General features: G+C 63.2%; 19 protein-coding genes and 1 pseudogene. 10 read left to right on the top strand and 10 right to left on the bottom strand.

The genetic code is table 11. The annotated features are described in order from the left end of the window. Positions 1–47: 47 nt before the first annotated feature. The 4 genes and pseudogenes from OZ411_RS22825 to OZ411_RS22810 form a co-directional block, all read right to left on the bottom strand. A pseudogene (locus tag OZ411_RS22825) lies at positions 48–1,805 on the bottom strand (adenylate/guanylate cyclase domain-containing protein). A 319-nt stretch (positions 1,806–2,124) separates the two neighbouring features. Beyond that, entirely contained in the window at positions 2,125–3,354 is a 1,230-nt protein-coding gene (locus OZ411_RS22820) for an ABC transporter substrate-binding protein (RefSeq protein ID WP_282529749.1), read from the bottom strand. A 449-nt stretch (positions 3,355–3,803) separates the two neighbouring features. Continuing rightward, entirely contained in the window at positions 3,804–4,274 is a 471-nt protein-coding gene (locus OZ411_RS22815) for an SgcJ/EcaC family oxidoreductase (protein ID WP_282529748.1), read from the bottom strand. A gap of 71 nt (positions 4,275–4,345) precedes the next feature. Next, positions 4,346–4,801: a cupin domain-containing protein gene (locus OZ411_RS22810; RefSeq protein WP_282529747.1), complete on the bottom strand. Its 456-nt coding sequence runs from the start codon at positions 4,799–4,801 to the stop codon at positions 4,346–4,348. 404 nt (positions 4,802–5,205) lie between these two features. On the opposite strand from OZ411_RS22810, the gene OZ411_RS22805 reads away from it, so the two are divergent. Then, positions 5,206–6,075 (top strand): GNAT family N-acetyltransferase, encoded by an 870-nt coding sequence (locus OZ411_RS22805; RefSeq protein WP_282529746.1) that lies wholly within the window; start codon positions 5,206–5,208, stop codon positions 6,073–6,075. 172 nt (positions 6,076–6,247) lie between these two features. Next, complete coding sequence (locus tag OZ411_RS22800; protein WP_130579385.1) at positions 6,248–7,336, top strand: substrate-binding domain-containing protein; 1,089 nt, start codon at positions 6,248–6,250, stop codon at positions 7,334–7,336. 157 nt (positions 7,337–7,493) lie between these two features. Here OZ411_RS22800 and OZ411_RS22795 read toward each other — a convergent pair whose 3' ends face one another. The 3 genes from OZ411_RS22795 to OZ411_RS22785 form a co-directional block, all read right to left on the bottom strand. Beyond that, the gene (locus tag OZ411_RS22795; RefSeq protein ID WP_282529745.1) at positions 7,494–8,423 is read right to left on the bottom strand and encodes a DMT family transporter; all 930 of its coding nucleotides are present in this window, start codon (positions 8,421–8,423) and stop codon (positions 7,494–7,496) included. Positions 8,424–8,637: 214 nt separating this feature from the next. Continuing rightward, entirely contained in the window at positions 8,638–9,042 is a 405-nt protein-coding gene (locus OZ411_RS22790; protein WP_130579381.1) for a helix-turn-helix transcriptional regulator, read from the bottom strand. 8 nt (positions 9,043–9,050) lie between these two features. Continuing rightward, complete coding sequence (locus OZ411_RS22785) at positions 9,051–10,028, bottom strand: LysR family transcriptional regulator (protein WP_282529744.1); 978 nt, start codon at positions 10,026–10,028, stop codon at positions 9,051–9,053. Between the two features lie 166 nt (positions 10,029–10,194). Here OZ411_RS22785 and OZ411_RS43375 point away from each other — a divergent pair, with 166 nt between their 5' ends. Genes OZ411_RS43375 through OZ411_RS22765 form a run of 4 tightly spaced genes read left to right on the top strand, consistent with a single transcriptional unit; the run spans position 10,195 to position 13,420 of the window. After that, a complete protein-coding gene (locus OZ411_RS43375) occupies positions 10,195–11,412 on the top strand; it encodes a GNAT family N-acetyltransferase (protein ID WP_349017029.1) in 1,218 nt (405 codons plus the stop codon). A 5-nt stretch (positions 11,413–11,417) separates the two neighbouring features. Beyond that, the gene (locus OZ411_RS22775; protein ID WP_282529743.1) at positions 11,418–12,011 is read left to right on the top strand and encodes an isochorismatase family protein; all 594 of its coding nucleotides are present in this window, start codon (positions 11,418–11,420) and stop codon (positions 12,009–12,011) included. Further along, positions 12,004–12,222 carry a hypothetical protein gene (locus tag OZ411_RS22770; protein ID WP_130579376.1) on the top strand — a complete coding sequence of 73 codons (219 nt, stop codon included), beginning with the start codon at positions 12,004–12,006 and terminating at the stop codon, positions 12,220–12,222. Before OZ411_RS22775 ends, OZ411_RS22770 begins: the two co-directional genes overlap by 8 nt. Positions 12,223–12,235: 13 nt before the next feature. Next, positions 12,236–13,420: an MFS transporter gene (locus tag OZ411_RS22765; protein WP_282529742.1), complete on the top strand. Its 1,185-nt coding sequence runs from the start codon at positions 12,236–12,238 to the stop codon at positions 13,418–13,420. A gap of 8 nt (positions 13,421–13,428) precedes the next feature. Here the strand turns inward: OZ411_RS22765 and ybaK are convergent, their stop codons facing one another. After that, on the bottom strand, positions 13,429–13,902 hold the full coding sequence (gene ybaK / locus OZ411_RS22760) for a Cys-tRNA(Pro) deacylase (protein WP_282529741.1): 474 nt from the start codon (positions 13,900–13,902) through the stop codon (positions 13,429–13,431). Between the two features lie 286 nt (positions 13,903–14,188). Between ybaK and OZ411_RS22755 the strand changes: the two genes are divergently transcribed. Genes OZ411_RS22755 through OZ411_RS22745 form a run of 3 tightly spaced genes read left to right on the top strand, consistent with a single transcriptional unit; the run spans position 14,189 to position 17,571 of the window. After that, complete coding sequence (locus OZ411_RS22755) at positions 14,189–15,481, top strand: adenylosuccinate synthase (protein WP_282529740.1); 1,293 nt, start codon at positions 14,189–14,191, stop codon at positions 15,479–15,481. Positions 15,482–15,517: 36 nt separating this feature from the next. Further along, a complete protein-coding gene (locus OZ411_RS22750; RefSeq protein WP_282529739.1) occupies positions 15,518–17,104 on the top strand; it encodes a hypothetical protein in 1,587 nt (528 codons plus the stop codon). 47 nt (positions 17,105–17,151) lie between these two features. Then, positions 17,152–17,571, top strand: a complete 420-nt coding sequence (locus OZ411_RS22745; RefSeq protein ID WP_282529738.1) for a DUF5413 family protein — start codon at positions 17,152–17,154, stop codon at positions 17,569–17,571. A gap of 451 nt (positions 17,572–18,022) precedes the next feature. Here the strand turns inward: OZ411_RS22745 and OZ411_RS22740 are convergent, their stop codons facing one another. Then, positions 18,023–18,295: a hypothetical protein gene (locus OZ411_RS22740; RefSeq protein ID WP_282529737.1), complete on the bottom strand. Its 273-nt coding sequence runs from the start codon at positions 18,293–18,295 to the stop codon at positions 18,023–18,025. A 143-nt stretch (positions 18,296–18,438) separates the two neighbouring features. After that, positions 18,439–22,401, bottom strand: a complete 3,963-nt coding sequence (locus OZ411_RS22735) for an autotransporter domain-containing protein (RefSeq protein WP_282529736.1) — start codon at positions 22,399–22,401, stop codon at positions 18,439–18,441. 377 nt (positions 22,402–22,778) lie between these two features. Between OZ411_RS22735 and OZ411_RS22730 the strand changes: the two genes are divergently transcribed. Next, positions 22,779–23,654: a helix-turn-helix domain-containing protein gene (locus OZ411_RS22730; RefSeq protein ID WP_282529735.1), complete on the top strand. Its 876-nt coding sequence runs from the start codon at positions 22,779–22,781 to the stop codon at positions 23,652–23,654. The last annotated feature ends 304 nt before the right edge of the window (positions 23,655–23,958 follow it).

Below are 23,958 nucleotides of genomic sequence, written 5' to 3'. Positions count from 1 at the left end.
CGCTCATTCGATCACCTCGTTGCGCAGATAAGCACTTGGCTCCGATTTCATTCCGGCAACCCAGCTCGCCGCAATGCTTCTTCGTATCGCGAGAGGCCTTCGGCGTGCCAAGGGCCCAGCACGTCTTTGAGATTGGACACACGTAGCGCGGGATTGAGTTGCCGCAGCCGAGCCATTGCCTTGTGTGCTTGCTCCGGCCGTCCGGCCATTGCATTGCTTGCGGCGGCGACGCGTAATCCAGATTGATGGTCCGGATTGTCCTGCAATGCCACTGCCGCTCACGATGCCGCTTGGTCATAGCGGCCCAGGAAGAAATGGGCGACCGCGGTCCCAACCCGCATTCCTGTCACCCGCGGATCAAATGGGCTTAGGCGCAGAGCACGCGCGAAGCGCTCGATCGCCGCCTCGTGCTCGCCGAGAAAGGTTTTTGCCCAGCCGCCGTAGTGCCATGCCTCAGCCGAATTGGAATTGAGCACAAGCGCACGATCGATTAAGGCGGCGCCTACCTCGAGATCGCGAACGACATACGCTATTGCACGCCCGCCCTCGGCGAGCGCGGTCGCGTCATCCTTGCCCAACTCAACCGCCCGTTGGGCGAGCCTCTTCACTTCGGCAATCTCGTTTGCTGTGTCTGAAAACCAGCCATTGACTTTGGCAAAGTGGTAGCAAGAGGCGGCACGGCCGTAGGCGGAGGCAAAATCGGGGTCGAGCTCGATCGCGCTTTTGAACAGGCGCAATGCCTCGTCGTTCACTTGCCGGCTACCATACTGATAAAGCCTGGCCAACCCGCGTAAATAGAGGGCATAGGCGTCGAGACTCTCGGTCGGCTTGCGCTTGGCACGCTCGATCTCGGCTTTTTCCACCACCGGCGCGATCGCCCCGACAACGCTCTCGGTCACCTGGTCCTGCAGATCGAAGATGTCGCCGAGCCCACCATCAAACCGGTCGGCCCAAAGATGTGCCCCGGTGGCGGTATCGACGAGCTGTCCCGTGATGCGCACCCGGTTGGCCGCTTTGCGAACGCTGCCTTCCAGCACGTAGCGCACCCCAAGCTCGCGCCCAACCTGCTTCACGTCGACGGCGCGCCCCTTGTAGGTGAAGCTCGAATTGCGGGCGATGACGAACAGCGCCTTGAAATGGGACAGCGCCGTGATGATGTCCTCGGCCATTCCATCGGCGAAGTAGTCCTGTTCGGGGTCGCCGCTCATGTTCTGGAACGGCAGCACGGCGATGGATGGTTTGTCGGGGAGCGGAGGGGCCGAACTCAGCCTCTCGGTCAGCGCGCGACGCGGTCCCGTACTTACCGCGTATGCGCGGACCGGCCTGGAGATGTGCTTGAGTTGCTGCTTGCCGCGATCCTCTAAACCAACGTCCAGCTTGCCTTCGACTTCGCTGTACACCTTTTCGGAAATCAGGATGCCGCCCGGATCAGCGATCCCCTCCAGCCTGACAGCAATGTTGATCCCGTCGCCGTAGAGGTCACCGTCCTGCCCAACGATAACGTCACCAAGGTTGAGCCCGACGCGCAACCTTAGGGGACTGCTGCCCAGGGCGAGATGATCCTGTATCTCGACCGCGCATCTCGTCGCGGCTAAGGGACTCGCGAACTCAGCGAGCGCGCCATCACCCGTTGTCTTGATAAGTCTTCCTTCGTGGCGGGAGAGGCTAGGTTCGATCAATTCTCGCTTGAGTCGCTCGAACTCGGCGTAGGTAGCTTCCTCAGCGCGTTGCATCAACGCGGAGTAACCGACCACATCGGCGGCCAAGATTGCCGCTAGTCGCCTTTGAACCCGCTGCTCGATCACAGTACCCTCTAGATCACAGCACCCTCCAAACGACCAGACTAACCGCGCTCGGGTGGGGGAGGAGCCTGCGAACATCAGCGCTTTTGGCGCGTAGGGTGTCCGGAACTCTCATGGGGACCTCCGCGCGAGGCGTCGGGCGATTCTGAGCTTACTACTTTCCGAAGCGGTTGCCACACTGCGATGGGCCTAAATTCCCGGCCCGCCCCCAAGATCAGCTGTGCTGATCGAATAGCCTTCGCAGCAACCAGCGCCACCACCATCCGCAGCCACGCGATAACCCATAAGATCGACATCCGCCGCTATGATCGAATAAAGCGCTCTAGCCTCCGATTTCGCTGCTGAGCATGGGCCCGAACAGCTCCCATTTCTCGCCCTTGAACCTCCTGAGCTGGACCTGCTTGATCGGCGCGAAATCGATCGGGCTGGTGTTGATGTTGGTGCCGGGCAGCAGGTTGGTGGTCCTGAAGTCCTTGAGGTTTGCAGCCTGCTTCATCACGTTCTCGCGCGTGAGGTTATCGCCGCACTGCCTGAGTACCTGAACCAGCGTCTGGGCCATATTGAAGCCTGTCATCACCAGACTATCAGCCCGATTGCCTTCGGGAAAATTCTTGGCGAGGAATTCGTCGAACACCTTCATTCCGGGATCATCCTTCCATTGCGGGTCGAGCGGGTCCATCAGATAGGCCACCGAAATGATGTCCTGTGCGTTTTCGAAGCCGGCGGGCTTGATGACGGCACCGATGGAGGTGCTGACGCTGTTGAGGACGTGCAGTGGCTTCCAGCCGATCTCGGCTGCCTTCTTGATGGCCTGCGCCGCGAATTTCGGCGTGGTGATGTTGACGAATACGTCGGCATTGAGCGACTTCATCTTGACGACGTGCGAGTCGATGGTCGGCTCGGCCACCTCATAGGCGTCCTCGGCAACGATCATCGACGCAGCCTTGGCGCCGAGGCCATCCTTCAGGCCTTTGAGATAATCCTTCCCATAGTCGTCGCTCTGGTAGAGGACCGCGATCCTGGCGTTCGGCTTTTCCTTCAGAATATACCTCGCGTAGATCCGCGCCTCGTTCTGATAGTTGGGCGACCAACCTATAGTCCACGGGAAGTTCTGCGGATCATTCCATTTGGTCGCGCCGGTCTGCACGAACAGCTGCGGCACCTTCTTCGCGTTCATATATTTCTGAATGGCAGTGTTGGACGGCGTGCCAAGCGAGCCGAAGATCAGGAAAACCTCGTCGCTCTCAACCAGTCTGCGCGCCTGCTCGACCGCTTTTGGTGGACTGTAACCGTCGTCATAGGAAATGAAGTTGATTTTGCGGCCGTTGATGCCGCCTTCGCCGTTGATCTTGCGAAAATAGGCCGCCTCGGTCCTGCCTGTAGTGCCGTAAGCCGACGCCGGCCCGCTGTAGGGCATGATGTTGCCGATCTTGATTTCGGTGTCGGTTGCGCCGGCATCGTATTTCTTCTGGGAAAGTGCGCTGCCTCCGCTGGCGGCAAGCATTATGATGACGGTCGAAAACGCCGCCAATCGTCGCGCGACGAAGGACATCTCGTTTCTCCCTATGAACCAATGAATGTGTCTATTGTTATTGGAGACCTCCCTCGGATCTCTTCTCCGAGAGTGAACACCCTTCATCAGGCGTTGTCGATCTTCACGCCACTCGCGTGCGCTTTCGGCGTCAGTTCGCGCGATTCGTCAACGGAGCTGACCCTAATTCTCAAGACTAAGGCCCGCCAAGCTAAGTGCGACGATGGGGCGGATAGATAGACCGAACACAGTCACTGCCGCCGCTGGAGATCAAACAACCGATGGGACTTCTGCTCAGGGTCACTCGCGTCGTTTTCGGCCCGTTCGAGGGATGTCTGGTTATCCCTTAACAGCGGTGGAATAGCAGACATCCACCAACCGCCGCTTGGGGCCAAGTCCGGACGAACAGATAACCGCGAATCCCCGCAGCTGAGCCCCTACGGGGGGTCACCACTCGATAACCTTGTGAGCTATCTCGGGGTCGATGGCATAGCCGAGGAATGGTGGTCGACGATCAGCCAACGCTCGCCGTTCTTGACGTAGGTGAAGCTGTAGCGCGCCGGCAAGCTCTTCGTCTCGCCATCCTTGACGTAGGAGAACGTGTAGTAACCGGTATTGACCGCCGCGTTGCCGTACACCCGGATCAGTTGATCGCCGAAAGCGACCTTGAGCCCGGGTAGAACTTTGAATGCGGTCACGAAATAGTCTCGCAGCGCCGCCCGGTCGGATCGCACGGTCGGCGACAGCGTGCCCCAGAGCACGGCATCGTCCGAATAGAAGGGTAATACCTTTTCGGGATCGTCTTCGCCTAGAGCCTGCCCCCATGCCAAGGTTGCGGCCCCCACGTCCGCTTTCGGCTCGACCAAAGCGCTGGAGGAAAACGATAATGACACGATGCACAGCACAAGTGCTGCGCTCGCAACTTTTGGAGAAGATCGCATGACATCCTCCCTTGCAAATGCCGGAAAGATAAGTGTCCGCTTGAGACGGCCTCTTACAATGCGGGCGGCTACTATTTGCGCGGATCGTCAGCTGGATTGAGGTAATCGATGCCACCTGGGCCAATAAACTGAACCTGAAGTATCCCTTCCTCGCTTCCAGTCCAGGCGTAATGCCCGTGTTTTGCGGGATACACCCATAACGAGCCTGGCTTCAGAAGATCACCCTTCTTTTCAAATTTGTCACCATGACTGGTGCCGACGGCTCCGCTTATGATGGTGACAACTTCAGAATAGGGATGAGTATGCGGAGGCATTTGGAAGTTCGCTGGAAACTTGATGCGCAAGACAATAACGTCGCCCGCCTTTGCGGGGTCACCGACCAAGGTGGCGATCTGAACGCCCTTCGGAAAGGCTGGATTATCCTTCCATGCGAGCGTATCGGGCATCACCCGGACCTCAGTATCTTGCGCCGTTGCCGGAATGCAGAGCGCAATCAAACTGGTCGCCGCCAGAAGTAATCTTTTCATGCGAGTGTCTCCCAAGCTCTATGCAGCAGGAGACGCAAGTCGCAATGCGGCCAGTGTGAGATTGAGATTGCGCGCCGCAACGATGCGTGCGTCACAGCAGAGAAAGCTACACTACCTTCAGGCGAACCATAAGTCAGAAACATTGACTTAACAGGCTACCAGACAGGTTGAGGTCGGCTTCGGGTCCAGGCCGTGTGCATTTTCACACGGCCTGGGTCACAAGCGGCCGTCGAGACTTCGCTGCTTCATGTCCGCTCTGACCCTAACAGCCGATGTGGCAAAGGCCCAAGCGGTAGTCGTCGGCTCTCAAGCCAGAAGCGGATGTTTTCCAGGGAATCCCGGGCGCCGCGGCCATGGCGTTTCTTTGGTTGCCGGTAACAGCTCACTCGTGGTGATATCGTTTCATGAGTCCATCCGTACGATCGCCCGCCACGAGCGGCCTGCGCATCCGGACGATGCGGCCGGACGAAATCTCTATTGCCCTGGACTGGGCGGCGGCCGAAGGCTGGAATCCGGGCCTCGCCGACGCCACCTGCTTCGCCGCGGCCGATCCGGAAGGCTTCTTCATCGGCGAACTCGATGGCGCTCCGATCGCGACCGTCTCCTGCGTCAATTACGATGAGAGCTTCGCGTTTCTCGGTTTCTACATCGTGCGAAAAGACCTGCGCGGCCGTGGCTACGGTCTGCGCATATGGAACGCGGCCATTGCGCACGCTGGCCGACGCGTGATCGGGCTCGACGGCGTGGTGGCGCAGCAGGAGAACTACAGGAAGTCCGGGTTCGAGTTCGCTTATGCCAACGTCCGTTACGGCGGCACCGTCGCGGCTCCGGATGCGCCGCAGGCAAATGTCGTCACGCTCGCCGACGTCCCGTTGGCGAGCGTGGAGGCGTATGACGCGACGGTGTTTCCGGCTCGGCGCACTGCGTTCCTGCGCGCCTGGATCGGCTCGCCCGGGCATGTCGGTTGCGCGCTCGTGCGCGATGGCGGGCTTGCCGGCTGGGGCGTGATCCGTCGGTGCCGGAGGGGCCGCAAGATCGGCCCGCTCATGGCCGACGACCGCGCGAGCGCCGAGGCAGTTCTGTCGGCTTTGCTGGCCCGCGTGGGCGACGGCGAGATCTTCCTCGACGTTCCCAGCATCAACTGCGACGCTGTCGCGCTGGCGCAAGACTTGGGCCTTGCGCCAGTGTTCGAGACCGCGCGCATGTATACCGGCGCAATACCGCCATTGCGACTGGAGCGGATATTCGGCGTCACTACCTTCGAGCTCGGATAGCGCAAACGCCTCTGCCTCAAATGGACGCGATAGCCAAGGCTCGAGGCTTTGGGCCGGGTCAGTCGTAGGCTACTCTGGTATCGGCTGGGCCTTTGGGATAGGTCCTTATGCCGTCGGGCCGGCTGCGGAAGCGGTGCCCAGTCGAATTGCAATCCGAAGGAGTGATGACATCATGAAGCGCCGTACGTTTCTCACAGGCAGCGCCGTGGCCGGCGCGACGACGCTGGTTGCGGCACCTGCGATCGCGCAGTCGATGCCCGAGATCAAGTGGCGCTTGACGTCGAGCTTTCCGAAGTCGCTCGATACCATTTACGGCACGGCGCAGACCTATGCGAAATACGTGGCAGAGGCCACAGACAACAAGTTTCAGATCCAGACTTTTGGGGCTGGCGAGATCGTGCCCGGCTTGCAGGCGCTTGACGCCGTGAGCGTCGCGTCCGTCGAGATCGCGCAGACGCCGCTTTATCTCTACATCGGCAAGGAGCCGGTGCTTGCCTATGCGACGGGCGTGCCCTTTGGTATGAACCATCGCCACCAACATTCCTGGTGGACATTCGGCGGCGGTGCCGAACTCTGCGCCGAAGCCCTGAAGCCTTTCAAGGTGCACGCCATCCTGTGCGGCAACTCCGGCACGCAAATGGGCGGCTGGTTTCGCAAGGAGATCAAGACGGTCGATGATCTCAAGGGCCTCAAGTTCCGCATCGCGGGCATGGGCGGCCATGTGCTCGCAAGGCTCGGTGTCGTGCCGCAGCAGATCGCTGGCGGTGATGTGTATCCAGCGCTCGAGAAGGGGACGATCGATGCCGCGGAGTTCGTCGGTCCCTATGATGACGAGAAGCTCGGCTTCTACAAGGTGGCGAAGTACTACTACTTCCCCGGTTGGTGGGAAGGAGGCGCCATGCTGCACATGATCGTGAACGACGAGAAGTGGAATGCGCTTCCCAAGCAATACCAGGCGATCCTCACCCAGGCCGGGTCGGCAGCAGGCGCCTGGATGCTTGAGAAGTACGACAGCGTAAACCCCGCGGCCCTGAAACGGCTTATTGCGAACGGAACGGAGCTGCGCGCGTTTCCGCAACCGGTCATGGAGGCCAGCTACAAAGCCACCCAGGACTATCTGAACGAGATTGCCGAGAAGAGCCCGCTCTTCAAGAAAACAAAAGAGAGCCACGACGCGTATATGAAGGACGTGCTTTTCTATACGCAGATCGCGGAAAACTATTACGACAACTATCTGCTCAGCAAAATGCGCAAGGGCTGATTTCGCCCGATCTCGCCCAGAACAGCTTCGGGTCTGATTGAATCAGAACCGAAGCTGTTGATTTTTGTTTTGACGCACTTCCTGCGCAGATAAGTTTAAGCAATCTGCGTAAACTTGATTGCTATGCGAACCGGTGTCCACTTCGCTCCAAAACGCCCTAGGCCGGCTTCGGCTTGCGCGAGGCGACGAACACGCCTGACAGCACCAGCGCAAAGCCGATGAAGTGGAACAGTTGCGGATGCTCGCCGAGGAAGATGATCGACAACACGGTGCCGAACACCGGCACCACATGGAAGAACGGCGCCGTGCGGTTGGCGCCGATCAACTGGACGCCGCGGTTGAAGCAGAGATAGGCCAGCGTCGAGGGAAACACCGCGACATAGATCAGCGAGAGCAGGTTGCTCACGTTGAACTGCATCACCGGGCGTGTCAGCAATTCCCAGACCAGGAACGGTATCAGGCAGGCTGCGCCGCAGCCGAAGGTGAAGGCGACGAATGACAGGCCGTGGATCTCCGGTCGCTTCAGCGACAGCACCGAATAGATCCCGAAGATCGTGAGCGCCGTGATGAAGATCAGGTCGCCCTTGTTGAACTCGACCTTCGACAGTGCGGTGAGGTCGCCGTGCAGGATGATCACCAGCACGCCCGCAAGCGACAGCAGAACGCCGAATGCTTGCGCTGCCGTTAGCCGCACGCCGAGCAGGACCAGCGACCACACCGCGATGATCAGCGGCGCCGCCGATTGCAGCAGCAGCGTGTTCAGCGCCTGGGTATATTCGAGCGCCCAGTACTGCATGGTGTTGAAGACGCCGATCCCCGTCAGCGAGAGCAACACCATCAGGCCGAGACGGCCGCGGATCGCCGGCCAGTCCTGCTTCAGGTGCGGCCAGGCCCAGGGGAGGATCAAGAGGAACGCCAGCGACCAGCGCAAGAAGGAGAGCGTCACCGGCGCAATATGGCCGGCGGCGAGGCGGCCGACGATGGCGTTGCCGGCCCAGAACAGCGCGGTGAAGCTGAGCAAGAGGTAGGGCTGGTTGGCCAGCCAGTTGCCGGAGCCGGCGGGAGAGGTGGTCTCGGAAGCAGACATGCGTCGGGCCCGGTTCATGGCGCCGTGGCCCGCCCGGCGGGTTCACGCGCCGGGCCGGAATGTGAGAGGACCCGGCCGAGGCCACAGACACGGATTTTACGGCGACGGCAATGCTGTTGGCTGCATCTCGACCATGCGCGGGCTCTATCCCGGCAAGCCTGTCGGCTAGTTTCGGTGACTGCTTCGCGGGGCGCCGGCGCGCGGAGGGGCAGCGTCAGCCGGCCTCGCCGGAAGGATCGGCCTGGCGCTTGACGATCTGTGCGGTGAGTTCGATGAGGATCCGTTTCGTATCGACGTCATGCAATTCACGAAACAGCCGCAACAGGCGCAGCTCGAGCAGCGACTGCAGCGATGCGGAGCCCGGCTCGGGCAGCCGCCGCGCCCGGGCGGCGGCGCTGGCGGCGCGGCCGTTGAAGAGATCGACGGAGACGCCGAGCGCGCTCGCCACCTGGCGCAGGCGCTCGATATCAACCGCATCCCGGCCGTTTGTGCGCTCCGTCCGTGGCGGGGGCGGGGGCGTTGCTCCCAGCACTTCCGCAAGGTCGGACTGCGATAATCCGATCTCGCGCCACTTGGCCTGCACCAATTGATCGATGTACCCGTCGGTCGATTTGCTCATTGGGTTGCTCAGCCGATCTTGGAGCGTGTTTCGTTCACGAAGCCTGCGAACAGATTTACCAGTGGCTCCCCCTTGTAGGTTTTCTGCAGATCGTTGGGATGCACGAACTCGTCGCGGAACCACGGATACTTCCGGCCATCGAAGGCCTGGATGGTCCAGTCGATCAACTGCTTGACGCGCGGAATCCGCTTGGCGTCGGGGTGATAGGCAAGCCAGATGTCGAGCGAGAAATTGATGCCGATGTCGAGCGGGATCAAAGGCCCCGCGACCGCCGGCACATAGGTCGGCAGCCAGCCGATGCCGGCACCCTTGGCGACCGCCCAGACATGGGCGCTGCTGACATTGTTGCGCATGGCGACGAAGCCGACCTGCTCGCGGCCGGCATATTGCTCGTACATCTGCTGCGCGCGGGTCTGGTCGGCGTCCTGCAGCACGATGCGGTGGTTCTGCCGGATGTCGTCCTGGTCCTTCGGCATGCCGTAGATCTCGACATAGGACGGGCTGACGAACGGCATGACGTGGAGACGGCCGATCTTGACGCGCTTCAGGTCGGGCTTGTCGGGCTCTTCGAGCTGCACCGCGACGTCGGCCTCGAGCCTGAGCACGTCGGCGGAGCGCATCTCGCATTTGAGATCGACGAGCAGCCCCGGATAGACGCGCTGGAATTCGATCAGCCGCGGCGCGACCCAGAAGGTGCCGAGACCTTCGGTGATGGCAAAGCGCACCTCGCCCGAGAGCGCCGGCGTGGTCTGGCTCAGCGCGCGGTCGAGGCCGAAGGCGGCTTCTTCCATCCGTCGCGCCGCCTCCAGCACCTTCTCGCCCTCTGGCGTCAGCCGCACGCCGTCGACATGGCGGGTGATCAATGTCGTTTTATAGGCACTCTCTAGTTGCAGGATCTGCTTGCGCAGGAAGTTGGCCGAAGCGTTCAGCTCGAGGGCTGCAGCGCGGAAGCTGCCGATCCGTGCAACCTCAAGGAAGATCCGCACCGAATCCCACTGGGCGATGCGGCCCGGGGGGTGTGCACGGTGGTGAACACCCCTGCGCTCAGGTGAGTGCATACAAATCGCCTCGTTTGTCGCCTTTTAGCTTAACGGGAACACCCCTCTATTCTTGGCAGAAACGCGGCAAAACCACAACCGCGAGAGATGATCGATGACTGCTCTGGACCTCGATTTTATTCGCAAAGCCGCCACCAGGCGTCAGGGGGCGGGTCCCGCCCGTTCGCTCGACAAGATGACCATGCTGCAATTGGCGAAACGCACGGTGATTTTCACCGTCGATGCCGCCGGGATTGCGGCGCTGATGGATGCGGCGAGGGAAGATATTCCGGGACTGACCACCAACCGCGTCGTTCAGACCGTCGCCAACCATAATCCGGACGCGTTCTGGGCGATCGCGCGGCGTGATCAGTTCGACATTGCCGCGCCGAAGGGCGAAGGTTTCCTCGCGGTGCTGCCGCTGACGCAGGAAGGCACGCGCCGCTTGATCGACGGACGGCTCGATACCAAGAATCCCGATCTCGCCTTCGTCACGCGGCAGTCGGAGCGGCCGGCGGGCATCTATGTCTGGTGCATCCACGCCAAGGGGCCGACGGTCGCTGCGATCCCGCTGGTGCTGCAGAAATTCTCGACCCCGCTCTACCAGGGCATCAACATCTATTCGCGCCCGATCACCAAGGAAGGCCTGCGCGTGCTCGAGCCGCTCGGGTTCACTCCGGGCGCCCGCTATGACGGATTGTTCGCGCCGCATCTGCAGATGCTCGATCGCTCGCACGAGATGCCGCCGCCGAAGCCGGTGCCGCCGGATCCGATTTCGGTGCGGGTGGTGCGCTCGATGGACGAGATGGCGCGCGTGATGGCGATCCGCAGCGCCGTCTACATGGGCGAGCAGCATTGCCCGTTCGAGGAGGAATTCGACGGCAATGATTTCTCCGCGACGCATCTGATCTGCCATCAGGGCCGCGAGCCGGTCGGCTGCCTGCGGATCCGCTACTTCGCCGATTTCGCCAAGCTGGAGCGGCTGGCGGTGCGCAGCGAAAGCCGCAGCAGCGGCATCGCCGGGCGCATCGTCGATGCCGCGATCGAGCTCTGCCGCAAGAAGGGTTACAACGTCCTCTATGCGCATGCGCAGAAGCGATTGCTCGGCTTCTGGGAGCAGCGCGGCTTCGAGCGCATGTCTGGCTCGCGCGAATTCGTGTTCTCCGATTTCGACTATGTCGAGGTCAAGCTTCAGACCGAGCGGCATCCGCAGCGCATCACCCTTGGCGAGGATCCTTACGTCCTGATCCGCCCCGAGGGACAGTGGGACGTTCCCGGCATCCTGGAAATGTCCGCCGGCCGCGGCCCGGCGGCGCAGCCGGCCGCGATGTGACCGCCATGGCCCCGGTGATCGACCTCAAACCCTATGTTGGCGCTTCCAACAGCCGGCTGTTGGTCATGGTGGACCTGCAGGAGGAGGCCTATTTCCGCGGGGCGGCGGGTTGCGCTGACGATCTCGAGCGCTCGCTGGAAAGCTGCAGGGCCGCGATCCAGCACGCCCGCAATGCCGGGATGCCGATCGCCTTCACGCGGCGGGCTGAAGGCTTGGATCTCGTCGACAGGAAGGCGCAGTCGCGCTGGATCATGGGTCTCGAGCCGAAGCGCGCGGACATGGTGTTCGAGCGCAGGCAGCCTTCCTGCTACGCCAATCCGCTGTTCGAGGACGTCGTCTCGCGGATCGGCAGCTTTGCGATCGGCGGTCTGGCGGCGGAAGAGGTCTGCCTTGCCACCGCCATCGACGCTTCACACCGCGGCCATCGCGTCACCTTCCTGACCGATGCAGCCGCGAGCCGGCAGCGGCGCGATGCCGATCCTGGTTCAGTGCACCTTGTCGCGACGAAGGCGATCGAGTTGTTCGCCGACGTCGCCACCACCGCCCACTGGCTGGTCGCGACCGCGCAGCGGCCTCTGAGAGGGCATCGATATGGATGAATTGAGGGCCCGTCGCTTGCGTAACGTGATTCCGGTACTGACCGAACAGCGTAACATTCTGGTTTCCGGCGGGCTGTCCTTTGCCGGCCACCTCGTCGATCTCGCGATCATGCAGCTCCAGCTCTCGCTGCATGAGATATCAGAAGACGAACTGTCCGAATTCTCCGACGCTGTCAGCCTTAATCTCGTCAGCGGCGACCTCCAGGATTGATCGGGAGGCAGAGATGCCCCGCAGATGGATCGTGCTTGCAGTGCTGTTCGCGGCGCGCGCGGCGACCGGGTTTCAATTCCAGTCGGTCGGATCCACGACCAACTTCCTGATGCACGATCTGGCGCTCAGCTACGTCCAGCTCGGCATGCTGCTCGGCGCTTATCTGTTGCCCGGAATCGTCGTCGCCTTTCCGGCCGGCCTGATCGGCCAGCGCGTGCGCGAGACGACGCTCGGGCTCGGCGGGCTGGCGCTGATGGCGGTGTCGGGCGTCGCTCTGTCCTATTGCGACAGCTTCGCCGCTGCGCTGGTCGCGCGCGTGATCGGTGGCGTCGGCGCCACCATCGTAATCCTGGTCGCCACCAAGATGACGACCGACTGGTTCGCCGGCCGCGAGATCGTGCTGGCGATGTCGCTGTTGCAGATGAGCTGGCCGTTCGGCGCGATGCTCGCGCTGCCGGCGCAGACCTATCTGGCACAATCGCTGGGGTGGCCGGCGGTGATGGCGTCGAGCGCGATGTTGGCCCTGGTCGTGCTCGGCGCCTTCGCATTGCTGCCGCGGAGTCCCGTTCAGGCAGAGACTGCCGCGGCGGCCGCGCGCACCGGCCTGCCGGTCAGGACCCTGGTCCCGGTCCTGGTCGCGGGCGTCATCTGGGGCGCGATGAATCTCGCCTGCGTGCTGTTCTTCAGCTATGCGCCGCCATTGATGGTGGCGCACGGCTCGAGCCCGACGGGCGCGGCCTCGCTGGTCAGCCTCGCGATCTGGTTCACCATCATTGCCATTCCCGCCGGCGGCTATCTGGTCGAGCGGTCGGGGCGGCCGGTCGCAGCGATCATTGCTTGCGGACTTCTGGCGGCGCTGGCGCTGGCGCTGTTCGTCGCAAACATCCATCCAACGATCGCCTGCCTGGTCTTCGGCGTCGCCATCGGCCCATTGTCCGGCGCGATCCTGTCACTGCCGACGCGCGTGCTCGCGCCGCGCGACCGCTCGCTTGGCTTCGGCCTGTTCTTCACCTGCTTCTACATCCTGATGGCGATCGGACCTTCCGCCGCCGGCCGGCTGCAGGATGCCTGGGGCAACCCGTCGGCCGCGCTGATCGCGGGCGCCGCGCTGCTGGCGGCAATGGCGCCGCTGTCGCTGGTGTTCTCGCTGCTCTCGAAGCGCGGCGAGGTGCTGACGCTCAAGCACGCGACAGCCTGAGCCTCACCTTACGCCGTCAGCGGCCGTACGATCGCGCCGACAGCCTTCACGGCATCGTCGGGCGCAAGCTCGATTTGCAGGCCGCGCTGGCCGCCATTGACGAACACGCTCGTCTCGTTAAGCGCCGCCTGTTCGATCGCGATTGGCACGCGCTTCTTCTGCCCGAACGGGCTGATACCGCCGACATGGTAGCCGGTCAGCCGCTCGGCATCGGCCGGCCGCATCATCTTCGCGGTCTTGCCGCCGAAAGCGCTCGCGAGCTTCTTCATGCTGACCTCGCAGTCCGACGGCACCACGGCGCAGACCGGCTTGCCGTCGACCTCCGCCATCAGCGTCTTCAGCATCCGTTTGGGTGCCACCCCCAGCGCCTCGGCGGCCTGCAGGCCGATGCTCTCGGCGTCAGGATCATAGTCATAAGCGTGCAGGGTGAATGTCACGCCGAGCTTTGCCAGCGTCTCGGTGGCGCGCGTGCTCCTGGACATCTGGCTGGCTGTTCCCTTAAACCTTGTCCATGATCCGGCCCTGCCTTGCGGCGGCCACAAATTTTCCGGGGATATCAAAGGCTTGGAGATCGTCGAAACGGCGCAAAAACTACCCTTCTTGCTTGCTTAAGCGTAGCGCTTCCTTTATCGGGTTAGCGACCTGTGTGCGAGCGGCCACCGCCGTGATTTCGGCCGGGCAGCTTAAACCATGATCCGGAAAGTTCGGCACCGCTTTTCCGCTGTGATCATGATCGAACCTTGAAGTGTTGCAGGGAACGCTTGCGAAATGGCCAATGTTGTCGTGGTCGGCGCCCAGTGGGGCGACGAAGGGAAGGGCAAGATCGTCGACTGGTTGTCGGAGCAGGCCGACATCGTCGTGCGCTTCCAGGGCGGTCACAATGCCGGCCATACGCTTGTCATCAATGGCGAGACCTACAAGCTCGCGCTGTTGCCGTCGGGCGTGCTGCGGCCGTCGAAGCTGGCCGTGATCGGCAACGGCGTCGTGTTCGATCCGCAGGCCTTCCTGGACGAGGTCGAGCGGCTGAAGGGGCAGGGCGTGGCGGTCAGCCCGGATAACTTACGAATCGCCGAGAATGTCACGCTGATCCTGCCGCTGCACCGCGATCTCGATGCACTTCGCGAATCATCCAACGCCGTGACCGCGATCGGCACCACCCGCCGCGGCATCGGCCCGGCCTATGAGGACAAGGTCGGCCGCCGCGCCATTCGCCTGATGGACCTCGCCGATCTCGACACCCTGCCGCACAAGATCGACCGCCTGCTGGCGCACCACAACGCGCTGCGCCGCGGCCTCAATCTCGAGGAGGTCGACGGCAAGGGCATCCTGCGCGAGCTGACGGCGCTGGCGCCGAAGATCCTGCCCTATGCGGAAACCGTCTGGCGCCTGCTCGACCTCAAGCGCCGCGAGGGCAAGCGCATCCTGTTCGAGGGTGCCCAGGGCGCTCTGCTCGACGTCGACCACGGCACCTACCCTTACGTCACTTCCTCCAACACGGTGGCCGCACAGGCGGCGACCGGCGCTGGCCTCGGCCCCGGCGCGGTCGGCTATGTCCTGGGGATCTGCAAGGCCTACACCACCCGTGTCGGCCAGGGGCCGTTCCCGACCGAGCTGACGGACGAGATCGGTGAGGAAATCGGCCGCCGTGGCAAGGAATTCGGCGTCAACACCGGCCGCAAGCGCCGCACCGGCTGGTTCGATGCGGTGCTGGTGCGCCAGACGGTGCGCACCTGTGGCATCACGGGGCTGGCGCTGACAAAGCTCGATATTCTGGATGGATTCGATACCATACAGGTCTGCACCGGCTATAAGCTCGACGGCAAGGAAATCGACCACCTGCCGGCGGGCGAGGGTGCACAGGCCCGCGTGGTGCCGATCTATGAGACTATCGAGGGCTGGAAGCAGCCGACGGCGAACGCCCGGTCCTGGGCCGACCTGCCGGCGCAGGCCATCAAATATGTCCGCCGGGTGGAAGAATTGGTCGGCTGTCCGATCGCGCTTCTTTCCACCAGCCCGGAACGCGAAGATACTATTCTGGTACAAAATCCGTTCGAGGCTTAACGGGATATTACCTATATCCCACCAATTTGAATGGAAATGGCTGATTACTACCCGCTGATTGCCCGCGCCATCGCCGGATTGGACCCCAATGCTCCCGGTGAGAGCCGCCGCGCGCTTTATGAGCGCGCGCGGGCTGCGCTGATCCAGCAGCTCCGCGGCGTCCAGCCGCCGCTTTCCGAGTCCGAGATCACCCGCGAGCGCCTGGCGCTCGAAGAGGCCGTTCGCAAGGTCGAATCGGAGGCCGCCCAGCGCGCCCGCGAGGCCACCCGTCCTGGCACCGGTTCCCGCAGCGGCGACGCCTTCCGCCGCGCCACTGCCACCGCCGCCACCACCACCCGCCCGCCGGAAGGCGCTCCGGCCCCGGCAGCCACCCCGCCGCGCCCGCGCACTCCACCGCCGCCGCGTCCGCCTGGCGGCGAGGATCGCCCGCCGCGCAATCTCCGTGGCGAGGCGCCGCCGGTCACCCCGCGCCCGCCGGCGCCACCAACGCCCGATCCGCAGCGCCCTCCCGGCGCGCGCCGAGGGCCGGACAATAACGGTGCCGCGAACAATGGCGCGCCGCCGCCGGCGCCGCAGCCGCCGGCTCTGCGTGGCTTCCGCGATCTCGCCGCCGACGCCGACGATCTCGGCCGCGCCGCCGCGCAGGCGAACCGCAATGCGCGCAAGACCTACGCCAATGTGCCGTCTCCCTCGCCGGAGTTCGACCGGCTCGAGCCGAACATGGAGAATCGCGGCGCCGATCCGGACGCCCCCTATTCCTATGACGAGTCGAGCGAGGAGGCCGAGCGCTACCCGCAGGGATCGCAGCCGCGGGCGCGGCTCGGCAATGGCGGCGATCGCAACGTCAAGAAGAGCGCGCGGCTCGGCTCGGCATTCCCGTTCAAGAGCGCGATTGCGGTCGGCATCATCCTGATCCTGGTCGGCGCCGGCATCCTCTGGGGCAAGCAGGCGGTCACGGTGGTGAGCGGCCTGCTCAAGTCGTCACCCTCGGTGGAGGCGCCGAAGGATGTAGCGACGCCCGCGACCAAGCCGAAGATTCCGGACCGCGTCGGCCAGCCGTCGTCCAGCGAGCCGGTTGCACCGGTGGCGCAGCGTGTCGTGCTCTATGACGAGGACCCCAGCGATCCCAAGGGCAAGCAATATGTGGGCTCGGTGATCTGGCGCACCGAACCGATCAAGGCTTCGGGCAACGCGGCACCCGACATCGCCGTGCGCGCCGACATCGAGATCCCCGACCGCAAGTTCAAGATGACGATGTCGTTCCGCCGCAACACCGACTCGTCCTTGCCCGCGAGCCACACCGCCGAGCTCACCTTCATCCTGCCGCAGGATTTCCCGAACGGCGGCGTCGGCAATGTGCCGGGCATCCTGATGAAGTCCAACGAGCAGGCCCGCGGCACGCCGCTCGCAGGCCTGGCGGTGAAGGTCACCGACGGCTTCTTCCTGGTCGGCCTCTCCAACGTCGATGCCGACCGCTCGCGCAACCTGCAGCTCCTCAAGGAGCGCTCCTGGTTCGACGTGCCGCTCGTCTACACCAACCAGCGCCGCGCCATCATCGCGATCGAAAAAGGCGCCCCCGGCGAGCGCGCGTTCAACGACGCGTTTGCGGCGTGGGGGGAGTGAGGGGAGTTCTTTCCTCTCGCTGAGTTGTTTTGCAGTGAGTAGGCGCCATGAAACGCTACCTGATCTTCGCCGCTATCGGTCCGCTCATCGGTGGTCTCATTCTGCTGTTCGCGACCAGCTATCAGTCTGGTTATTGGAACGAGACCGGCGTGCACGAGGTCGGAAAGTTCTTCCTGGCTTTCGCCAAGACGCTGCAATACGCGTATCTGTTCGGCATCGTGCCGTCACTGATGCTGGCGGCGATCGACGACATCCTGATGCACGTGCGGAAAATCAATCCGTTTGCGCGGATGCTGACCATTGGCGCAATCGGATTCATCGCAGCCGAATTGCTCTACGGTTCGCGCGGCCCGGACTCCGGCGCGGTGCAGTTCATTCTGTATGGGCTCGTCGGCCTGGTGCCGGCAACGCTGTCGTCCTGGCTGGCGCACAAATACGCGGAAGAGCCGCAGCCGGCGACCACGTAACCGCTTTCGCCGTCATTGCGAGCCACCGGGGCGGCGCTACGCGCCGACCCGTTGGCTCGCAATGACGATGTGGCTGCTTTGGGTGCGACAATCAACCCGACGGGCAAATCAGCTAAAACCTTCGCCCAAAAATAGATCGCTTAACCCGTCGGCCACCGTCATGCCCGCCACCGGGTCTCGCCTTCGGCGAGCCCGATGACAGGCTCCGGCGGGCATCCGGTAACCGGCGGCTTCTCGGCTCAAGCACTGCTGCCTCTGGAATACTGGATCGTCCGGTCAAGCCGGACGACGACAGCGGAAGCTGTTTGAAAGTTGAATCAGAAACCTCCCCGTCATTGCGACCCGTTGGCTCGCAATGACGGCGTCGTCCCGGCTTGAAGTGCGCGGTGATGTCTCGTCAGAACCGCCGATCGATGAAGACGACTATCTAACAGCCATAGGCTGCGATGCTTTATTGCAGGCCGTACTTATGCAACGCGACGATCATGAGGCGAATGATGCAGTCCGAGATCGTTTCGCCTCGCAGGCGCACTTGCTGCAGCCCCGCCAACGTTGCCTCGTTGACCGGTATGAGCCAGTTGCCGTTTGGCAGGCGCCGTCCGGTCGGGGCCCCAGCCGCACTCTCTATCAAGGCGCGGCACTCCTCGGTGATCTCAATATTCGGCATCGCTTTGATCGGAGTCCTCGCGGGATTAAAGCGGGCGGTGTTGGCCTGAGCCAACATCATAGCTCGCGCTGCGCGCGCCCCGGCAACTGCACATCAGAGAATCCATTTCACCGCATGCTCTGCTGTTGGATGGGTTCCGGGCTCGTCCTTCGGACGCCCCGTCTCGGAGAGGACGGCGGCGATCCTGGCGCGGTTCATGTTCAGAACGTTAGGCGGAACCGGGCGGACAGCCCGTTTTCCTCGGTGTGAGCGCCGAGCCGACCCGTATAGGAAAAACCCAGCGTGGCGTCCTTGCTGAGGGGGATATCGAGCCCGGTCTGGATGAGCGCGGCATCGCGGGCGATCGGCACGCCTGTCACCGTAAAGGCATCGGAGCTGACAAAGGCGTGGGTGGTCCACGGCGTGACATCGCCGAACGCATGCTGCCAGCCGAGCGTGCCGTGCAGATTGCCGCTGAACGATCCCAGACTGACGGGGAGTGCGCCACGCAGGCCGATCGTGGAATAGGTGACGTTCTGGGTCTCACCGCCGCCGTGCAGGCCGGCGGTGCCGTTCTCGTCATAGCCGTTCGTGTGCAGATTGACCCAGGCAAAGCCGGCAAACGGTTCAAGGGCGGCCCCGCCGGCATGGAAGGTGTAGCCGGCATCGCCAAAGATCTGCGTGGTGCGGGCATTGTAGGAGGTCTTGTCGATTTCGACGAAACCGGGGAAGGCGACGCTGCGGCTGGTATCGATCGCATGCCAGGTGTTGGCCACGCCGAGATGCAGGCCGAGATCGTTGATCCGGGCGCCGGCATAGGCCCCGAGCGTGGACTGGTCGACGTCGGCCGACGAGGCGCGTCCATCGACGCTGTAGAATGAGCGGCCATAGCCGCCCATCACGCCGATCCGCCAGCCGTTGTCGATGAGCTTGTCGGCGCCGACGAAGAAACCACCCGCGGCGCGGTCGAGGCTGGCGGCGTTGCCGCCTCCGCTGCCGAGCCGGGCCCAGCTACCATAGCCGGAACCCCAGACGGCGAGGCCGTCGCTGAGCTTTCGGACATTGTCGGCGGATGATCCGCCCGCCTCGCCGAAGGCGGCGAGCAGCCGGCCGGTGACGGCGTCGCGGGCAAAATGGCTGTCCTCGATCAGGCCGCTCTTCAGACTGGCATGGATCTCGCCGTCGAGAGCGTTGTAGGCGCCGCGGGCTTCGCCGGCGTCAAGCAACAGCAGCTTGTTGTAGAGCGCAAGCGACGAGCCGGATTGCGCCAGCGTGTCGAGTGCAACCGCCGTGCGGTACTGGTTCGCGGTGTGGGCAACCGTCTCGAAAATGGCCGGGTTGCCCGAGCCATCTGTGTTCGTTGGGGCCAGGGCAACGGTGAGATAGGCGCTATCGGCGGTGTAGCTGAGGCTGGTCGTGAGGAAGGCGGAGGAGATGGCGGAGCCCGCGAAGGTGCCGCTCACGCCAGTGCCGGCCGTCAGGATCGTGGCGGTCTGGCCTTTCTGGTAGCTGACCGAAGGATCAAGTGTGGAGACCACCACGGTGCCGCCTTTGAGAGTGGCTCTGCCCGACACCGTGGTCAGGTCGCTGCCGGACCCGGCAACATCCGCCGCATAGATCGCGCCGCTCTCGAAGGTGAGGTTGCCGTTGACAGTCAAGCTGCCGATCGTGCCCGCTCTGCCGGGGGCGAGAATGCCACCGCTGTTGATCGTCGTGGTGCCCACGCTGCCGGTGCCGGCGAGGGTGGCGCCGGCATTGACGATGGTCAGCGCACTCGAGGCGATGGAGCCATCCACGGCCAGGGTGCCGGCTGCAATCGTCGTCGTCCCCGTGTAGCTGTTGTCGCCGGTCAGGACCACGGTGCCCGCCCCACGCTTGGTCAGGCTGCCGGTCGATCCCGCGGCGTCGGCGAGATCGGCGTTCAGGGTGAAGGTGTCGGCGGCGGCGACCGCTTCGACGTTGAGGTTGCCTTGCAGGGTGACACCGCCGCTCGCGGTGAGCGTGAGAGAGGTCTTGCCGCCGGTGGCGATCAGGGCTCCGCCGCCGTCGACATTGGCATTGTCCGTTGCGGTTCCGCCGCGGAGCGTGGCGCCGTTTGCCAGCACGATGCTGCCTTCGGTGGTGATGCTGTTGTTGCCAGCGGCGACCAGGGTGGCAGTGCTGCCCAGGGTAAAGCTGGAAGAAGAGCCGTCCAGTTGGATCGCGCCGGCGGTCACCGTGGCAGCGGCGTTGGCTGAAGTGGCGTTGCTGACCTCGCCGGCGGCATAGAGGTAGAGCCTGCCGGCGACGACATCGAAGGTGGTCTGGCCGCCCGAGTTGGTGAAGACATTGTTGCCGCCGAGCTTCCAGGTGCCGTCGCCGGTTTGGGTGATGGCGAGGGTGCCGTTGGCCCTGCCGCCCATCGGATCGCGCATGTCCAGCACCCCTCCCGAGGCTACGCTCACATTGAGCGTGGCGGGCCCATTCAAGTAGATGGACGAGGCTTGTCCGCTGGCCGTATTGCCGGAGAAAATGGAGGTCCGGCCTCCGCCGACCGTCAGATTGATCGTGCCGTAATCGGTGTAGACCGCGCCGCCCAGCGTGCCGGTCGTGTTGCCGAAGAAGCTGCTGTCGGCGATCGTCACCGTGCCGCTTGCGTCGAAAATGGCGCCGCCACCATGGGCGGCGTAATTGTTGGAGAAGCTGCTGCCGGTGATCGTCGCGGTGCCGTTGATGAAGATGGCGCCGCCATAGGTGGCCGAGTTGCCGGAGAAACTGCTGTCGGTGATCGTCACCGTATGGTTCGTTTCATTGAAGATCGCGCCACCGGCGCCGGCGGAATTATTGGAGAAGTGGCTGTCGACGATGGTTGCCGTGCCGAAGTTGAAGATCGCGCCGCCACCATAGGTGGTGGACGAATTGCCGGAGAAGCTACTGCCGCTGATCGACGCCGTGCCAGTGTTGTAGATCGCTCCGTTCGCGTTGCCGGAGAAGCTGCTGTCGGCGATCGTTGCCCTGCCGGTGTTGTAGATCGCGCCGCCGGCACTGCTGGCGGAATTGCTTGAGAAGCTGCTGCCGGTGATCGACATCGTGCCGGCGTTGAAGATCGCGCCGCCCTGACTACCGGCGGTATTGCTGGAGAAGCTGCTGTCGACGATCGTTGTTGTGCTGTCGGCGTCGCTGTAGATGGCGCCGCCATAGGAGGTGGCCGTGTTGCCAACGAAGCTGCTGTTGGCGATAACCGTGCGATAATAGTTGATGACTGCACCGCCGGCATAAGTGGCCGAATTGTTGGAGAAGCTGCTGCCGTAGATCGACATCGTGTCGGTGTTGAAGATCGCGCCGCCGGTGACGCTGGCGGAATTGCCGGAGAAGCTGCTGTCGACAATTATCGCCGTGGCGGAGGAGGTGATCGCGCTGCCGCTACGGGCGGAATTGCCCGAGAACCTGCTTTTGACGATCGTTGCCGTGCCGGAGTTGTTGTAGATTGCGGCGCTATAGAAGGCGGCGGAATTGCCGGAGAAGCTGCTGTCAGCGATTGTGACCGTGCCGGCGTTGAAGATCGCGCCACCCCGCTGTACGGTCGTGTTGTTGGAGAAGCTGCTGTCGGCAATCGTCGCCGTGCCGCTGTTGTAGATCGCGCCGCCATAGGTGGCCGAGTTGCCGGAGAAGATCACGGACGAGTTGGCCCCGGCATCGCTCAGATCGGCCCTGGCGCTGCCGATCGAGAAAGAGGCGCCGGAATTCACATAAATCGCTCCGCCACTCGCTCCGCTGCCGCTCACCGAGTATGTCAGCGTGCCGCCCGCATTTACATAGTTCGCCGTCGCGCCGGATATGGTCTGCATGGTCGAGACCGATGTGGGCGTGCTGACGGTCGTGGTGGCGTTGCTGGCCACGGCCTGGTTGTAGGCCGTCAGCGCCGCTTGCATCGCAGCGGTGTTGGTCGCGCTGGGGTTGCCCGCGTAGGCCACGATGGTGGCTTGCAGCGCGCTGGACGCGTCGCCGACCGCATCGGCCCACGCCAGCGACGGCGCAAGGCTCAGCAGCAGTGCAGCGGCCGAAACGCCCCACTTCCACTCAGAGCCGACCCGGCGGCGATGCCGGTGCCCGGGACGATCTTTCTTGCTGAGAACCCTGACCGGTTCCGACGCCTGGACGAGGCCAACGACTTGATTGAAGGCAGGACGGGAGGCGCGATTCATGGGCAGCGATCGACCGGTAAGCTGAAGTTGTTCAGCAAACACACGAGCAATCTGGCGGCTACCCCCTGGTACGGAAAGCATGAAGTTTTGGACGGAATGCGAAGTTTTCGGTAGCAGTGCGTACGATCCGAACGCACGCCTCGCGGGTTGCACTTCATCACGCGGTGAGATGGTCTATGGTTAATGATTCGAACGATCGAGTGGAACCGCGCGCTTCCTCGCGGACATCTCCCGAATCGCCCTCACCGAAGCGCCCCGCGCGCTTCCTCTACGGAGAGCGAAGCAGCCTTGATCCCCGCGCGAACGGCGCCGACTATCTCGCGGACGCCAACCTGTTTCGTCGCAGCTATGTCCGAACCATCGGCGAATCCGAGGGGATGCCGCTCGACAGCACCACGGCATGGCTCGTCGGAAACAACGTCGCTTTCTACAAGCTGACATCCAATTCCTGCGTGGAGGCAAAGCGAACCGAAGCGGACGCCGCGGCCGACAAGATCGACGGCGTGGTATTCGACTACGTCCTGTCCGGAGAATATAGCGAGGAAACTGCAACCGATTTCGTCAGCCTGAGCGCCGGAGACCTTGGGATGGTCCAAAGCACGGTCGAGGTAACGGCGCGGTCGCGCCGGGTTCGCATGGCGACGATTTTCCTGCCGCGAACGCGTCTTGTCGCCGCACTCGAGACCGACCTCTCCGACGACCGCTTCATTCTTCGCTTTCTCAGTTCCGCTCCGCTGGCGCCCTTTATCGGCGCCCAGATGCGGTTGCTGTTCGAGTCCTACGGGAGGATGGACGCGCAGGACTTCGAGATCGTGCTGGAGGCGACGGCCGAACTCCTCATCCATCTGCTGCGCGGTGAGCTATCCCGGGGCGAGCAGTTTCAGGCACGACCAGGCAAGGAATTCATGCGGGCGATTGCCTACATCGAGGAGAACTATCATCGCCCCGAGCTGACGCCGGATGATATCTGGCGGGGCATCAACGTATCGCGGACCCAGCTCTACAAGCTGTTCTCGGAGAATGGCCTGACCGTGGCAGGATATCTGCGCGACGTTCGGCTGCGCCGTTTCGTCGATGCCTTGAGGACGACGGACGCGTCCGGAATCGGCCGCCTTGCCTGGACCTGCGGATTGGACATGCAGGCCGCCGACTTCACCCGTTTATTCAAGCGTGTCTATGGGATGACGCCTCGCCAGGCGCGAGCGGCTCTACAAGCTGGGCAGCCGGTCGTAACCAAGAAGGCTGGTACATAAATTGTAACAGTTCGCGTGGTCCCTTGCGGCGCTATGGATTGTTTCGCGGAGCCCGTCATCGGGCGGCGCTACGCGCCGACCCGCTGGCTCGCAATGACGATGTGGATGCAACGGGTGCGACAAATCAACCCGACGGGCAAATCACCCAAAAGTCTGTCCAGCCCTGCAGCGAAAAACATTCCGCTTTCGCCGTCGGGCAAATCAGTGATTAAACTCCGCGCGTCTCACGGCGAATGAGGGGCGGCTCGCGATCGTCACGAACGTTGCGGTGAGATGCGGTGGACGCGATGCGTGCGACTGACGA

Origin of the sequence: Bradyrhizobium sp. Arg237L (assembly GCF_029990105.1) — a bacterium.
GTDB lineage: Bacteria > Pseudomonadota > Alphaproteobacteria > Rhizobiales > Xanthobacteraceae > Bradyrhizobium.
Note: the sequence above shows the minus strand (reverse complement) of the source record. Positions and strands in the feature narration are given on the sequence as shown.

Bases quoted from the DNA above. Each gene is read 5' to 3' on its own strand.
- OZ411_RS22820 (WP_282529749.1), bottom strand. From the start codon at position 3,354: ATGTCCTTCGTCGCGCGACGATTGGCGGCGTTTTCGACCGTCATCATA.
- OZ411_RS22815 (WP_282529748.1), bottom strand. From the start codon at position 4,274: ATGCGATCTTCTCCAAAAGTTGCGAGCGCAGCACTTGTGCTGTGCATC.
- OZ411_RS22810 (WP_282529747.1), bottom strand. From the start codon at position 4,801: ATGAAAAGATTACTTCTGGCGGCGACCAGTTTGATTGCGCTCTGCATT.
- OZ411_RS22805 (WP_282529746.1), top strand. From the start codon at position 5,206: ATGAGTCCATCCGTACGATCGCCCGCCACGAGCGGCCTGCGCATCCGG.
- OZ411_RS22800 (WP_130579385.1), top strand. From the start codon at position 6,248: ATGAAGCGCCGTACGTTTCTCACAGGCAGCGCCGTGGCCGGCGCGACG.
- OZ411_RS22795 (WP_282529745.1), bottom strand. From the start codon at position 8,423: ATGTCTGCTTCCGAGACCACCTCTCCCGCCGGCTCCGGCAACTGGCTG.
- OZ411_RS22790 (WP_130579381.1), bottom strand. From the start codon at position 9,042: ATGAGCAAATCGACCGACGGGTACATCGATCAATTGGTGCAGGCCAAG.
- OZ411_RS43375 (WP_349017029.1), top strand. From the start codon at position 10,195: ATGACTGCTCTGGACCTCGATTTTATTCGCAAAGCCGCCACCAGGCGT.
- OZ411_RS22775 (WP_282529743.1), top strand. From the start codon at position 11,418: ATGGCCCCGGTGATCGACCTCAAACCCTATGTTGGCGCTTCCAACAGC.
- OZ411_RS22770 (WP_130579376.1), top strand. From the start codon at position 12,004: ATGGATGAATTGAGGGCCCGTCGCTTGCGTAACGTGATTCCGGTACTG.
- OZ411_RS22765 (WP_282529742.1), top strand. From the start codon at position 12,236: ATGCCCCGCAGATGGATCGTGCTTGCAGTGCTGTTCGCGGCGCGCGCG.
- ybaK (WP_282529741.1), bottom strand. From the start codon at position 13,902: ATGTCCAGGAGCACGCGCGCCACCGAGACGCTGGCAAAGCTCGGCGTG.
- OZ411_RS22755 (WP_282529740.1), top strand. From the start codon at position 14,189: ATGGCCAATGTTGTCGTGGTCGGCGCCCAGTGGGGCGACGAAGGGAAG.
- OZ411_RS22750 (WP_282529739.1), top strand. From the start codon at position 15,518: ATGGCTGATTACTACCCGCTGATTGCCCGCGCCATCGCCGGATTGGAC.
- OZ411_RS22745 (WP_282529738.1), top strand. From the start codon at position 17,152: ATGAAACGCTACCTGATCTTCGCCGCTATCGGTCCGCTCATCGGTGGT.
- OZ411_RS22740 (WP_282529737.1), bottom strand. From the start codon at position 18,295: ATGTTGGCTCAGGCCAACACCGCCCGCTTTAATCCCGCGAGGACTCCG.
- OZ411_RS22735 (WP_282529736.1), bottom strand. From the start codon at position 22,401: ATGAATCGCGCCTCCCGTCCTGCCTTCAATCAAGTCGTTGGCCTCGTC.
- OZ411_RS22730 (WP_282529735.1), top strand. From the start codon at position 22,779: ATGCCGCTCGACAGCACCACGGCATGGCTCGTCGGAAACAACGTCGCT.